General features: G+C 56.0%; 15 protein-coding genes. All 15 read left to right on the forward strand.

Features of this window, described 5'->3' with window-relative positions:
- Window positions 1–389 precede the first annotated feature (389 nt).
- Window positions 390–524: a 50S ribosomal protein L34 gene (gene rpmH / locus ACIQAL_RS31110; RefSeq protein ID WP_002551315.1), complete on the forward strand. Its 135-nt coding sequence runs from the start codon at window positions 390–392 to the stop codon at window positions 522–524.
- A gap of 16 nt (window positions 525–540) precedes the next feature.
- Window positions 541–942: a ribonuclease P protein component gene (gene rnpA / locus ACIQAL_RS31115; RefSeq protein ID WP_166593934.1), complete on the forward strand. Its 402-nt coding sequence runs from the start codon at window positions 541–543 to the stop codon at window positions 940–942.
- Window positions 935–1,180 carry a membrane protein insertion efficiency factor YidD gene (gene yidD / locus ACIQAL_RS31120; RefSeq protein WP_166593935.1) on the forward strand — a complete coding sequence of 82 codons (246 nt, stop codon included), beginning with the start codon at window positions 935–937 and terminating at the stop codon, window positions 1,178–1,180. The genes rnpA and yidD overlap by 8 nt, the downstream gene beginning before the upstream one ends.
- 2 nt (window positions 1,181–1,182) lie before the next feature.
- Window positions 1,183–2,862 (forward strand): membrane protein insertase YidC, encoded by a 1,680-nt coding sequence (gene yidC / locus ACIQAL_RS31125; protein ID WP_401152487.1) that lies wholly within the window; start codon window positions 1,183–1,185, stop codon window positions 2,860–2,862.
- Window positions 2,863–2,941: 79 nt separating this feature from the next.
- Window positions 2,942–4,312 (forward strand): tRNA uridine-5-carboxymethylaminomethyl(34) synthesis GTPase MnmE, encoded by a 1,371-nt coding sequence (mnmE, locus tag ACIQAL_RS31130; RefSeq protein ID WP_401152489.1) that lies wholly within the window; start codon window positions 2,942–2,944, stop codon window positions 4,310–4,312.
- A gap of 524 nt (window positions 4,313–4,836) precedes the next feature.
- Window positions 4,837–6,735, forward strand: coding sequence for a tRNA uridine-5-carboxymethylaminomethyl(34) synthesis enzyme MnmG (mnmG, locus tag ACIQAL_RS31135; RefSeq protein WP_341961072.1), 1,899 nt, complete (start codon window positions 4,837–4,839; stop codon window positions 6,733–6,735).
- 5 nt (window positions 6,736–6,740) lie between these two features.
- Window positions 6,741–7,376 carry a 16S rRNA (guanine(527)-N(7))-methyltransferase RsmG gene (gene rsmG, locus ACIQAL_RS31140; protein WP_401152497.1) on the forward strand — a complete coding sequence of 212 codons (636 nt, stop codon included), beginning with the start codon at window positions 6,741–6,743 and terminating at the stop codon, window positions 7,374–7,376.
- Between the two features lie 18 nt (window positions 7,377–7,394).
- Entirely contained in the window at window positions 7,395–8,192 is a 798-nt protein-coding gene (locus tag ACIQAL_RS31145) for a ParA family protein (protein ID WP_166593939.1), read from the forward strand.
- A 9-nt stretch (window positions 8,193–8,201) separates the two neighbouring features.
- Window positions 8,202–9,074, forward strand: a complete 873-nt coding sequence (locus ACIQAL_RS31150; protein WP_166593940.1) for a ParB/RepB/Spo0J family partition protein — start codon at window positions 8,202–8,204, stop codon at window positions 9,072–9,074.
- Between the two features lie 146 nt (window positions 9,075–9,220).
- Complete coding sequence (locus ACIQAL_RS31155; RefSeq protein ID WP_166593941.1) at window positions 9,221–9,628, forward strand: F0F1 ATP synthase subunit I; 408 nt, start codon at window positions 9,221–9,223, stop codon at window positions 9,626–9,628.
- A 16-nt stretch (window positions 9,629–9,644) separates the two neighbouring features.
- Window positions 9,645–10,514 (forward strand): F0F1 ATP synthase subunit A, encoded by an 870-nt coding sequence (gene atpB / locus ACIQAL_RS31160; protein WP_081564624.1) that lies wholly within the window; start codon window positions 9,645–9,647, stop codon window positions 10,512–10,514.
- 136 nt (window positions 10,515–10,650) lie between these two features.
- Window positions 10,651–10,908 carry a F0F1 ATP synthase subunit C gene (atpE, locus tag ACIQAL_RS31165; protein ID WP_002555987.1) on the forward strand — a complete coding sequence of 86 codons (258 nt, stop codon included), beginning with the start codon at window positions 10,651–10,653 and terminating at the stop codon, window positions 10,906–10,908.
- A 57-nt stretch (window positions 10,909–10,965) separates the two neighbouring features.
- Window positions 10,966–11,436 (forward strand): F0F1 ATP synthase subunit B, encoded by a 471-nt coding sequence (locus ACIQAL_RS31170; protein WP_166593942.1) that lies wholly within the window; start codon window positions 10,966–10,968, stop codon window positions 11,434–11,436.
- A gap of 12 nt (window positions 11,437–11,448) precedes the next feature.
- Window positions 11,449–11,985, forward strand: coding sequence for a F0F1 ATP synthase subunit delta (locus tag ACIQAL_RS31175; RefSeq protein WP_166593943.1), 537 nt, complete (start codon window positions 11,449–11,451; stop codon window positions 11,983–11,985).
- 21 nt (window positions 11,986–12,006) lie between these two features.
- On the forward strand, window positions 12,007–13,206 hold a 1,200-nt coding region (gene atpA / locus ACIQAL_RS31180; protein WP_401152494.1), incomplete at its 3' end, for a F0F1 ATP synthase subunit alpha.

Genomic DNA, 13,206 nt, shown 5'->3' on the forward strand with positions numbered 1-13,206 from the left:
AATCTGTGGACAACCCTCCTGTGGATAAGTAGGCGTTTCGCGCACAGGTTTTCCGAGGGTGCAGCACAGGTGGAGCACGGTTTTTAGACAGACTTTCATTTCTCTGTACAGCACACAAAACGTGGCTTTCAGAATCTTATCCACAGATATCACCAGCCCTAGCTCTTATAAGCATTACAGAGAAGCTTTAAATACTTTCCTTCTTTATTTCTATGTCTAATCATTCGCGCTCTCCGAGAAGCCTTGCCAAAGGCGCTGAAAATCCATCTATGAAGTAAATGCACGAAACGCTGGTTGGAAATTGACCTGCGAGCTTGCTTTCTCTAGAATCCCCGCTCTCTTAAAACGGGGTCATTCCGGCCCGTTGTGGACGAACCAGGTAACACACCATGAAACGTACTTTCCAACCGAGCACCATCAAGCGCGCCCGCACCCACGGTTTCCGTGCTCGTATGGCTACCAAAAACGGCCGTGCAGTTCTGTCGCGTCGTCGCGCCAAAGGCCGTAAGCGTCTGGCAGTTTGATTAATCGGCACAGGTGGTGAGTCAGGACTTCAGTCGGGAAAAGCGTTTGCTGACACCCCGGCATTTCAAGGCAGTCTTTGACTCCCCCGCCGGCAAGGTTCCGGGGAAAAATCTCCTGCTCCTTGTGCGCAACAACGACCTGGATCACGCCCGCTTGGGTTTGGTGATCGGTAAGAAGAGCGTCAAGCTTTCCGTTGAGCGCAATCGTTTGAAACGCCTGATGCGCGAATCGTTTCGTCTCCACCAGGACAACCTGGCTGGATGGGATATCGTAGTTGTCGCGCGTAAAGGCTTGGGTGACATTGAAAACCCCGAATTGATTCAGCATTTCGGCAAGCTCTGGAAACGTCTGGCGCGCAGCCGACCCACTCCAGAAGTCAAAACCGAAACTGCGGGGGTAGACAGTCCAGATGCGTAAACTGGCGCTCGCTTCGATCCAGTTTTACCGCTACGCCATTAGTCCGCTGATGGCCAGAAACTGTCGTTTCTACCCCAGTTGCTCCTGCTATGCGTACGAAGCCATTGAACATCATGGCCTGGTACGCGGCGGCTGGCTGACCTTACGCCGTTTAGGCCGCTGTCATCCTTGGAATCCCGGTGGTTTCGACCCGGTTCCATCAGCTCCCACCTCCCGTTCCTCTTCGATGGCCGAGTAATCATGGATATTAAACGCACGATCCTGATCGTCGCCCTGGCAATCGTGACCTATGTCGGTGTCCTGAAATGGAACCAGGACTATGGTCAGGCTGCTTTGCCGACTCAGAATGTTGCCGCCAACACCAACACATCCGCGCTCCCTGACACCCCGCAAGGTACAGCTGCTGCCAATGCAGACGTACCAAGTGCAACAGGTGAAGTAGCCGCGCCTGTCGAGACGCCGGTTGTCGCCAGTAAAGACCTGATTCAGGTCAAAACCGATGTGTTGAATCTGGAAATCGACCCGGTGGGCGGTGATGTGGTGCAACTTCGCTTGCCACTTTATCCTCGTCGTCAAGACCATCCAGAGATTCCATTCCAGCTGTTCGACAACGGTGGCGAGCGTACTTTTCTCGCACAGAGCGGCCTGACGGGTGCAAACGGTCCTGATGCACGCGCGGGTGGTCGTCCGGTCTACTCGGCCACACAGAAAAGCTTCCAACTGGCTGATGGTCAGAATGATCTGGTCGTCGACCTGAAATTCAGCGATGCCGGCGTCAATTACATCAAGCGTTTCACATTCAAACGCGGCTTGTACGACCTGACCGTCAGCTACTTGATCGACAACCAGAGCGCTCAGCCCTGGAACGGCAACCTGTTCGCTCAGCTGAAGCGCGATGCCAGTGCCGACCCTTCGTCGACCACTGCGACCGGTACTGCCACGTACTTGGGTGCGGCGATGTGGACACCTTCGGAGCCTTACAAAAAGGTTTCGATGAAGGACATCGACAAAGGCTCTGTCAAAGACACCGTTCAGGGTGGCTGGGTGGCCTGGTTGCAGCACTATTTCGTGACCGCATGGATCCCGAACAAGGCTGACAGCAACACTGTTACCACCCGTAAAGACAGCGCTGGCAACTACATCATCGGTTTCACTGGCCCAGCAGTAACTATCGCTCCGGGTGCTAAAGCCGAAACAACGACCACGCTTTATGCGGGTCCGAAGAGCCAAGCTGTTCTTAAAGAGCTATCCCCAGGTCTCGAATTGACGGTCGATTACGGGATTCTGTGGTTCATTGCCCAGCCAATCTTCTGGCTGCTGCAACATATCCACAGCATTGTGGGTAACTGGGGCTGGTCGATCATCTTCCTGACCATGCTGATTAAAGGGCTTTTCTTCCCTCTGTCGGCTGCCAGCTACAAGTCGATGGCGCGCATGCGTGCCGTTGCCCCGCGTCTGGCTGCACTCAAAGAGCAACATGGGGATGACCGTCAGAAGCTTTCGCAGTCGATGATGGAGTTGTACAAGAAAGAGAAGATCAACCCGTTGGGTGGATGCTTGCCAATTCTTGTCCAGATGCCGGTGTTCCTGTCGCTGTACTGGGTATTGCTGGAAAGCGTCGAGATGCGTCAAGCGCCTTGGCTGCTGTGGATAACCGACCTGTCGATCAAGGATCCGTTCTTCATCCTGCCGATCATCATGGGCGCGACCATGTTCATCCAGCAGCGTCTGAACCCTACACCTCCGGACCCGATGCAAGCCAAGGTGATGAAGCTGATGCCGATCATCTTCACCTTCTTCTTCCTCTGGTTCCCGGCAGGTCTGGTGCTGTACTGGGTTGTGAACAACACCCTGTCCATCACTCAGCAGTGGTACATCACGCGCAGCATCGAGGCGAAGGCCAAGAAAGCCGCGGCTTGATCTACCCTGTGAATAAGTAAATGCAGAACGCCCCCTCGTGGGGCGTTTTGCTATCTGTCACTTCCTCAGGAACCGGACCATGAACGTCCCTCGTGAAACCATCGCAGCTATTGCCACTGCTCAAGGACGGGGCGGCGTTGGGATTGTGCGTATCTCTGGCCCGTTGGCGAGTGCCGCAGCGCAGGCCATCATTGGCAAGCAACTGCAGCCACGCCACGCCCATTACGGCCCATTTCAGGATGAACACGGTCAGATCATCGATGAAGGCATCGCGCTGTATTTCCAGGGTCCGAACTCCTTCACCGGCGAAGATGTGCTGGAACTGCAAGGCCACGGTGGCCCGATCGTGCTCGATATGCTGCTGCAGCGCTGTGTACAACTCGGTAGTCGCCTGGCCCGCCCGGGAGAATTCAGCGAACGTGCATTCCTCAACGACAAACTCGACCTGGCTCAGGCCGAGGCAATCGCCGACCTGATCGAGGCCAGTTCTGCACAGGCTGCGCGAAATGCGCTGCGCTCACTGCAAGGTGCATTTTCCCAACGTGTGCATAACCTCACAGAGAAGCTCATCAAGCTGCGTATCTACGTTGAAGCCGCTATCGACTTTCCCGAAGAAGAGATCGACTTCCTTGCGGATGGCCATGTGCTCAGCATGCTTGATGACGTTCGCGAACAGTTGTCCACAGTGCAGCGTGAGGCCAATCAAGGCGCGCTGTTACGCGACGGTATGACTGTGGTAATCGCTGGCCGTCCGAACGCTGGAAAATCCAGCCTGCTGAATGCGCTGGCCGGTCGTGAGGCTGCAATCGTTACAGAGGTCGCAGGCACCACGCGAGATGTGCTTCGGGAACATATCCACATTGATGGGATGCCACTTCACGTCGTTGACACTGCGGGGCTCCGCGATACCGATGACCAGGTAGAGAGGATAGGGGTCGAACGAGCCTTGAAAGCGATTGGTGAGGCTGATCGCATCTTGCTCGTGGTTGATGCCACTGCGCCTGAGGCCGTGAACCCGTTTGCCCTGTGGCCAGAATTTCTTGATGAACGCCCTGATCCTGCCAACGTTACATTGATCCGGAACAAAACCGATATCAGCGGAGATATCGTAGGGCTACAGATGAGCGCCGACGGCCACGTCACGATCAACCTGAGTGCCAAAGCTGGGGGAGAAGGTCTTGAATTGCTGCGAGAGCACCTAAAGGCCTGCATGGGTTATCAACAGACCTCAGAAAGCAGCTTCAGCGCACGCCGAAGGCATCTGGAAGCCCTGAACAAAGCCAGCGCCTCGTTGGAACACGGCCGTGCACAGCTCACTTTGGCCGGTGCGGGTGAGCTTCTTGCTGAAGATCTGAGACTGGCTCAACAATTTCTCGGCGAAATTACCGGGGCGTTCAGCTCTGACGACCTTCTAGGGCGAATTTTCTCGAGCTTCTGTATCGGAAAATAGCCAGTCCGCTAGTCCACAGGCATCTCTTTTCTCAAGGGGTGCCTGATTCCCCTCACTCAAACCTCCTGAAATTTTCGCGATGCTTTGCTGCGGGCGCTTTCGCTCGTCTGAATTTTGATGAACGGAGCCTCCAGACTGACAATGAGCTCTGTGTATAACTACGGACGAGGTCAGTTGATAAGTGAAGCTTTAACCTGAGGGTAAACGCGCCTGTGGGTAACAGACCATTTGATCCACAGGCTTAGACATGTTATCCAAGGGTCTCCTGTCTACATGGACACAGGGTTTTGAATCTCTGTACACCACGCTCTGCGGAACTTACAAAGATCTATCCACAGATATGACGGTCTCTAAACATAAACATAAAAACAAAGCTTTTATAAATTTCTCTTCTTTTTATTCTTTTATTTGCCATTCATCCACAGCTGGTTAAATTTTGTGCAAAAGGTTCCTTTCAGGGGGGCGAAGTCCCTATACTTGCCGCCAATTTCCTATTCCCCCCATTAACAGGCACGAGGTGCGTGGTGGATTTCCCTTCCCGTTTTGAAGTGATCGTCATCGGCGGCGGTCATGCCGGTACCGAGGCAGCACTGGCGTCTGCTCGCATGGGTGCGAAAACCCTGCTGCTCACGCACAACGTGGAAACCCTCGGCCAAATGAGTTGCAACCCTGCGATTGGTGGCATTGGTAAAAGCCATTTGGTCAAAGAAATCGATGCGCTTGGCGGCGCAATGGCTACCGCCACTGATCTGGGCGGTATTCAATTTCGCGTTTTGAACAGTCGCAAAGGCCCAGCGGTGCGTGCGACACGTGCCCAGGCAGACCGCATCCTCTACAAGGCTGCCATCCGCGAGATCATTGAAAACCAGCCGAACCTGTGGATATTTCAGCAATCATGCGACGACCTCATCGTGGAGCAGGATCAGGTGCGCGGTGTAGTCACGCAGATGGGCCTGCGTTTCATGGCAGATTCTGTCGTGTTGACTACCGGAACCTTCCTCGGTGGACTTATCCACATTGGGTTGCAGAACTACTCAGGCGGTCGCGCCGGCGACCCTCCGTCAATCGCGTTGGCAAGGCGTCTTCGAGAATTGCCCTTACGCGTTGGCCGCTTGAAAACAGGTACACCGCCCCGCATCGATGGCCGGTCTGTGGATTTTTCCGTGATGACCGAGCAGCCGGGAGACACGCCGATTCCGGTGATGTCGTTCTTGGGTTCGAAGGAACAGCATCCTCGCCAGGTCAGTTGCTGGATTACACACACCAACGCACGCACCCACGAAATCATTGCGGCCAACCTTGATCGCTCGCCGATGTATTCCGCTGCCGGTGAGATCGAGGGCGTCGGTCCTCGCTACTGCCCGTCGATTGAAGACAAGATTCACCGCTTTGCGGACAAGGAAAGCCATCAGGTCTTCATTGAGCCGGAAGGGTTGACGACCCACGAGCTGTATCCGAACGGTATTTCGACGTCTTTGCCTTTTGACGTGCAATTGCAGATCGTGCGATCGATTCGCGGGATGGAAAATGCCCACATCGTGCGTCCCGGTTACGCCATCGAGTACGACTACTTCGATCCGCGGGACCTGAAATACAGTCTGGAAACCAAGGTGATTGGTGGTCTGTTCTTCGCGGGCCAGATCAACGGCACTACCGGTTACGAAGAAGCCGGTGCGCAAGGTCTGCTCGCCGGCGCCAACGCTGCGCTGCGGGCCCAAGGCAAGGAAAGCTGGTGCCCTCGCCGCGATGAGGCCTACATCGGCGTGCTTGTGGATGATTTGATCACCCTTGGCACCCAAGAACCGTACCGGATGTTTACTTCCCGCGCCGAATACCGGCTGATCCTGCGGGAAGACAATGCCGATTTGCGCCTGACTGAAAAAGGCCGCGAGCTGGGCTTGGTCGATGATGCACGTTGGGCGGCGTTCTGCGCCAAGCGCGAAGGCATCGAACTGGAAGAACAGCGCCTGAAATCCACCTGGATTAGACCAGGCACGGAACAGGGCGATGCGGTCTCGGCGCACTTCGGGACGCCGCTGACCCACGAATACAATCTGCTGAATCTGCTCAGCCGTCCGGAAGTGGACTACGCAAGCCTTGTAGCCATCACAGGCAATGGGTCAATTGATCCACAGGTCGCTGAACAGGTTGAGATCAAGACCAAATACGCGGGATACATCGACCGCCAGCAGGATGAAATTGCACGTCTGCGCGCCAGTGAAGACACCAAGCTTCCGGCGGACATCGACTACACCGGTATTTCCGGGCTTTCGAAAGAAATTCAGAGCAAGCTGGGGATAACTCGTCCAGAGACCCTCGGCCAGGCATCCCGCATTCCGGGCGTTACTCCGGCAGCGATTTCATTGTTGATGATTCATTTGAAAAAACGCGGCGCGGGCCGTCAGTTGGAGCAAAGCGCTTGAGTTCTATGGTCACCCCGCAACACGCAGAAGAATTGACCCTCGGCGCCCGCGAGCTTGGCGTCGAGCTGACCGAAATCCAGCACACGCAGCTGCTGGGTTATCTGGCGCTGTTGATCAAATGGAACAAGGCGTACAACCTGACCGCCGTCCGTGATCCGGATGAAATGGTGTCCCGGCATTTGCTGGACAGTTTGAGCGTGGTGCCTTTCATCGAAGGGAATCGCCAGTTGGACGTCGGCAGCGGCGGAGGCATGCCAGGCATTCCGCTTGCGATCCTGTTTCCGGACATGAAAGTCACGTGCCTTGACAGCAACGGAAAGAAAACCCGGTTTCTTACCCAGGTCAAACTTGAGCTGAAGCTCGACAACCTGGAAGTTATCCACAGCCGTGCAGAAGCCTTCCAGCCAGACGTGCCGTTCACCGGGATCATCTCCCGCGCTTTCAGCAGCCTTGAAGACTTCACGCAGTGGACTCGCCACATGGGCGACATCGAAACGCGCTGGCTGGCGATGAAAGGTCTGCATCCTGCGGACGAACTGGTAGCATTGCCCGCAGATTTTCATCTGGAAAGCGCGCAAGCCTTGGCCGTACCCGGTTGCCAAGGTCAACGGCATCTGCTGATACTGCGCCGCACGGCATGACAGGGAACACACGCAAGAATGGCTAAGGTATTCGCGATAGCGAACCAAAAAGGGGGGGTGGGTAAAACCACCACCTGCATCAACCTCGCAGCGTCGCTGGTCGCCACCAAGCGACGGGTGCTGTTGATCGACCTCGATCCGCAAGGCAACGCCACCATGGGCAGCGGTGTGGATAAGCACGCGCTGGAACATTCGGTCTACGATCTACTGATCGGCGAATGTGATCTGAATCAGGCGATGCATTTTTCCGAGCACGGCGGCTACCAGCTCTTGCCGGCCAACCGTGACCTGACCGCCGCCGAAGTCGTTCTGCTGGAAATGCAGATGAAAGAGTCCCGTTTGCGCACCGCACTGGGACCGATTCGGGAAAACTACGATTACATCCTCATCGACTGCCCACCGTCATTGTCGATGCTCACGCTCAACGCACTGGTTGCGGCCGATGGCGTGATCATTCCTATGCAGTGCGAATACTTTGCTTTGGAAGGTCTGAGCGACCTTGTGGATAACATTAAGCGCATCGCCGAATTGCTGAATCCACAGCTCAAAGTCGAAGGCCTGCTGAGGACGATGTATGACCCGCGCCTCAGCCTGATCAACGACGTTTCCGCGCAGCTGAAGGAGCACTTCGGCGATCAGCTTTACGACACCGTGATCCCGCGCAACATCCGTCTGGCAGAAGCGCCGAGTTTCGGCATGCCGGCGCTGGCCTATGACAAGACATCCCGAGGCGCCTTGGCGTACCTGGCCCTGGCCGGCGAAATGGTTCGTCGTCAACGTCGCGGTACGTCACGCGCCGCAGCCCAGCCCACTTAAGGAAATCCCATGGCCGTCAAGAAACGAGGACTCGGACGTGGGTTGGACGCACTTCTGAGCAGTCCTACCGTCAGCGCGCTGGAAGAACAGGCCGTCAAGGCTGATCAGCGTGAGCTGCAACACATTCCACTGGACCTGATTCAGCGCGGTAAGTACCAGCCGCGTCGGGACATGGACCCGCAAGCGCTGGAAGAACTGGCCAACTCGATCAAAGCGCAGGGTGTCATGCAGCCGATCGTGGTGCGGCCGATCGCTGACAACCGCTACGAGATCATTGCCGGTGAACGCCGCTGGCGTGCCAGTCAGCAGGCCGGCGTGGACACCATCCCGGCGATGGTGCGTGATGTGCCGGATGAAGCCGCCATCGCCATGGCGCTCATCGAGAACATTCAGCGTGAAGACCTGAATCCGATCGAAGAGGCCATTGCACTGCAACGTCTTCAGCAGGAATTTCAACTGACCCAGCAGCAGGTGGCCGAGGCTGTGGGCAAGTCGCGCGTCAGCGTCGCCAACCTCCTGCGTCTGATCGCGCTGCCTGAGGTGATCAAGACCATGTTGTCCCATGGTGATCTGGAAATGGGTCATGCCCGTGCATTGTTGGGCTTGCCGGAAGAACGGCAGGTGGACGGGGCGCGACATGTTGTCGCACGCGGTCTTACCGTGCGCCAGACTGAGGCACTCGTGCGCCAGTGGTTGAGTGGTAAACAAGAGCCTGCCGCTCCCGCCAAAGCCGACCCGGATATCACGCGCCTCGAACAGCGTCTGGCCGAGCGGCTAGGCTCTAACGTGCAGATTCGCCATGGGCAGAAGGGAAAAGGCCAGCTTGTGATTCGCTATAACTCGCTCGATGAGTTGCAGGGTGTCCTCGCCCACATTCGCTGAAACAAATAGTCCGTAGCGTGTAGTCGGAAATCACTACCCAGCAGTTGAATAGGGGCTGAACCGCCCCTATACTCTGCGCGCATTTTGTCGGCACAAATTATGCCAAGTTATTGATTTTGGCGGCTGGCATACGAGGAGCCCATGTGATGGAGACACGCACGCCAAACCGCTTGCCATTCCATCGCCTGGCTGTTTTCCCGGTACTGCTGGCTCAATTTATTTTCCTGTTACTGGCGGCGGTGACGCTTTGGCAGTGGCATGGAGTCGTAGCTGGGTATTCAGGGCTGTGCGGAGGCCTGATAGCGTGGCTGCCCAATTTGTACTTTGCTCATAAGGCATTTCGGTATTCCGGTGCCAGGGCAGCGCAAGCCATCGTTCGGTCGTTCTATGCCGGCGAGGCGGGCAAACTGATTTTCACGGCAGTGCTTTTTGCACTGACCTTCGCAGGTGTGAAGCCGCTGGCCCCGCTGGCGGTCTTCGGCGTGTTCATACTGACCCAGTTGGTCAGTTGGTTCGCACCCCTGCTAATGAGAACAAGACTTTTGAGACCTTAGGGCGTTTGAGGCAACCATGGCAGAGCAAACAGCTTCGGGCTATATCCAGCACCACTTGCAGAACTTGACCTTCGGTCATTTGCCTGACGGCACTTGGGGCTTCGCGCATTCCGCAGCAGAAGCAAAAGAAATGGGCTTTTGGGCTTTCCACCTCGATACTCTCGGCTGGTCGGTTGCTCTGGGTCTGATTTTCGTCCTGATTTTCCGCATGGCCGCCAAAAAGGCGACTTCTGGTCAACCAGGTGCACTGCAAAACTTCGTTGAAGTCCTGATCGAGTTCGTCGACGGTAGCGTCAAAGACAGCTTCCACGGTCGCAGCGCGGTCATCGCTCCGCTGGCACTGACCATTTTCGTCTGGGTATTCCTGATGAACGCGGTCGACCTGGTACCCGTTGACTGGATTCCACAGTTGGCCGTCATGATTTCCGGTGACCACCACATTCCGTTCCGCGCCGTGTCGACCACCGACCCGAACGCCACCATCGGTATGGCGCTGTCGGTCTTCGCACTGATCATTTTCTACAGCATCAAGGTCAAAGGCATCGGCGGTTTCATTGGCGAGCTGACACTTCACCCGTTCGGTAGCAAGAATGTTCTGGTTCAGGCGCTGTTGATTCCTGTGAACTTCTTGCTTGAATTCGTGACGCTGATCGCCAAACCGGTTTCTCTGGCCCTGCGTCTCTTCGGCAACATGTACGCTGGTGAACTGGTGTTCATCCTGATCGCGGTTATGTTCGGCAGCGGCTTGCTCTGGCTGAGCGGTCTGGGCGTGGTTCTGCAATGGGCGTGGGCTGTATTCCACATCCTGATCATCACCCTGCAAGCGTTCATCTTCATGATGCTGACCATCGTCTATCTGTCGATGGCTCACGAAGATAACCATTAAGACCCGCCTGGCGAGTCTGATGATCCCCTCATTGCGGTGAGGGGGCGCCCGCAAGGGCGGATGTAAAAAACGATTTTGCTTTACCGCTTTAATCTAAAAAAACCTAACCAATACGACGTAAAAGTCGGGAGGAAAGATGGAAACTGTAGTTGGTCTAACTGCTATCGCTGTTGCACTGCTGATCGGCCTGGGCGCACTGGGTACTGCAATCGGTTTCGGCTTGCTGGGCGGTAAATTCCTGGAAGGCGCTGCGCGTCAACCAGAAATGGTTCCAATGCTGCAAGTTAAAATGTTCATCGTGGCTGGTCTGCTCGACGCCGTAACCATGATCGGTGTTGGTATCGCTCTGTTCTTCACTTTTGCGAACCCCTTCGTTGGTCAACTCGCTGGCTAATCGCTCGAATTTTCGAGTTGATTGGTGTGATGGACAACGAACGAGCGAGGTGTTGGCGTGAACATTAATGCAACCCTGATTGGCCAGTCCGTTGCGTTCTTCATTTTTGTGCTGTTCTGCATGAAGTTCGTGTGGCCTCCGGTCATCGCGGCTTTGCACGAACGTCAGAAGAAGATCGCGGATGGACTGGACGCTGCTACACGAGCAGCTCGCGACCTGGAGCTGGCCCAAGATAAAGCGGGTCAGCAACTGCGCGAAGCGAAAGCTCAGGCAGCTGAAATCATTGAGCAAGCCAAGAAACGCGGTAACCAGATTGTCGACGAAGCCCGTGAACAGGCCCGTGTCGATGCTGACCGCATCAAGGCTCAGGCTCAGGCCGAGATCGAGCAGGAACTGAACGGCGTCAAAGACGCGCTGCGCGCCCAACTGGGCAGCTTGGCGGTCAACGGCGCAGAGAAGATCCTGGGTGCCACAATCGATCAAAACGCGCACGCGGAGCTGGTTAACAAACTGGCAGCAGAAATTTAAGCGAGGGCGATCATGGCAGAACTGACCACGTTGGCCCGACCTTACGCTAAGGCAGCCTTCGAGCATGCCCAGGCCCACCAGCAACTGGCCAATTGGTCAGCCATGCTCGGCCTGGCTGCTGCAGTGTCGCAAGACGACACAATGCAGCGCCTGCTCAAGGCCCCGCGACTGACGAGCGCAGACAAGGCCGCCACTTTTATTGAAGTGTGCGGCGACAAGTTCGATGCCAAGGCACAGAATTTCATCCACGTCGTTGCTGAAAACGACCGTCTCCAGCTTCTGCCGGAGATCTCCGAACTGTTCGAGCTGTACAAGGCCGAGCAGGAAAAATCGGTAGATGTGGATGTCACCAGTGCTTTCGCATTGAACCAAGAACAGCAAGACAAACTCGCCAAGGTTCTCAGTGCACGGCTCGGCCGGGAAGTGCGCCTGCACGCTGCGGAGGATGCTGCCCTGATAGGTGGTGTCATCATCCGCGCCGGCGACCTGGTTATCGATGGCTCAGTTCGCGGCAAACTCGCGCAACTAGCCGAAGCATTGAAATCTTGAGTTTGAAGGGGCAGCAGAGCAATGCAGCAACTCAATCCTTCCGAAATAAGTGAAATCATCAAGGGCCGCATCGAGAAACTCGATGTAGCCTCCCAAGCCCGAAACGAAGGCACTGTCGTCAGCGTGTCTGACGGTATCGTGCGGATTCACGGTCTGGCCGACGCTATGTACGGCGAGATGATCGAGTTCCCGGGCGGCGTCTACGGTATGGCACTGAACCTGGAGCAAGACTCCGTGGGTGCGGTGGTACTGGGCGCTTACACATCGCTGGCTGAAGGCATGAGTGCCAAGTGCACCGGCCGCATCCTGGAAGTTCCTGTTGGTAAGGAACTGCTGGGTCGCGTTGTCGACGCACTGGGTAACCCGGTCGACGGCAAAGGCCCCCTGAACAACACCGAGACCGATGCGGTCGAGAAGGTTGCTCCGGGCGTTATCTGGCGTAAGTCGGTAGACCAGCCTGTACAGACTGGCTACAAGGCTGTCGATGCCATGATCCCTGTCGGCCGTGGCCAGCGTGAGCTGATCATCGGTGACCGTCAGATCGGTAAAACCGCTCTGGCGATCGACGCGATCATCAACCAGAAAGACAGCGGCATTTTTTGCGTATACGTAGCCGTTGGTCAGAAGCAATCGACCATCGCCAACGTTGTTCGCAAGCTGGAAGAAAACGGCGCTCTGGCCAACACGATCATCGTGGCTGCCAGTGCTTCCGAATCCCCTGCGCTGCAATTCCTGGCTCCGTATGCCGGTTGCACCATGGGCGAATTCTTCCGCGACCGTGGTGAAGACGCGCTGATCGTTTATGACGATCTGTCCAAGCAGGCTGTGGCTTATCGCCAGATCTCCCTGTTGCTGCGTCGTCCACCAGGACGTGAAGCTTACCCAGGCGACGTGTTCTATCTCCACTCCCGTCTGCTGGAGCGCGCATCCCGCGTTTCGGAAGAATACGTAGAGAAGTTCACCAATGGCGCAGTAACCGGCAAAACCGGTTCGCTGACCGCATTGCCGATCATCGAAACCCAGGCTGGCGACGTTTCCGCGTTCGTTCCGACCAACGTGATTTCCATCACCGACGGTCAGATCTTCCTGGAATCGGCCATGTTCAACTCCGGCATCCGTCCGGCAGTGAACGCCGGTGTTTCGGTATCCCGTGTGGGTGGTGCCTATCAGACCAAGATCATCAAGAAGCTGTCCGTTGGTATCCGGACCGCTCTGGCTCAG

This window comes from Pseudomonas sp. NPDC088368, from assembly GCF_044753445.1.
Lineage (GTDB): Bacteria > Pseudomonadota > Gammaproteobacteria > Pseudomonadales > Pseudomonadaceae > Aquipseudomonas > Aquipseudomonas bambusae.

Bases quoted from the DNA above. Each gene is read 5' to 3' on its own strand.
- rsmG (WP_401152497.1), top strand. From the start codon at position 6,741: ATGGTCACCCCGCAACACGCAGAAGAATTGACCCTCGGCGCCCGCGAG.
- mnmE (WP_401152489.1), top strand. From the start codon at position 2,942: ATGAACGTCCCTCGTGAAACCATCGCAGCTATTGCCACTGCTCAAGGA.
- ACIQAL_RS31150 (WP_166593940.1), top strand. From the start codon at position 8,202: ATGGCCGTCAAGAAACGAGGACTCGGACGTGGGTTGGACGCACTTCTG.
- yidC (WP_401152487.1), top strand. From the start codon at position 1,183: ATGGATATTAAACGCACGATCCTGATCGTCGCCCTGGCAATCGTGACC.
- ACIQAL_RS31175 (WP_166593943.1), top strand. From the start codon at position 11,449: ATGGCAGAACTGACCACGTTGGCCCGACCTTACGCTAAGGCAGCCTTC.
- atpB (WP_081564624.1), top strand. From the start codon at position 9,645: ATGGCAGAGCAAACAGCTTCGGGCTATATCCAGCACCACTTGCAGAAC.
- ACIQAL_RS31155 (WP_166593941.1), top strand. From the start codon at position 9,221: ATGGAGACACGCACGCCAAACCGCTTGCCATTCCATCGCCTGGCTGTT.
- rpmH (WP_002551315.1), top strand. From the start codon at position 390: ATGAAACGTACTTTCCAACCGAGCACCATCAAGCGCGCCCGCACCCAC.
- atpE (WP_002555987.1), top strand. From the start codon at position 10,651: ATGGAAACTGTAGTTGGTCTAACTGCTATCGCTGTTGCACTGCTGATC.
- yidD (WP_166593935.1), top strand. From the start codon at position 935: ATGCGTAAACTGGCGCTCGCTTCGATCCAGTTTTACCGCTACGCCATT.
- ACIQAL_RS31145 (WP_166593939.1), top strand. From the start codon at position 7,395: ATGGCTAAGGTATTCGCGATAGCGAACCAAAAAGGGGGGGTGGGTAAA.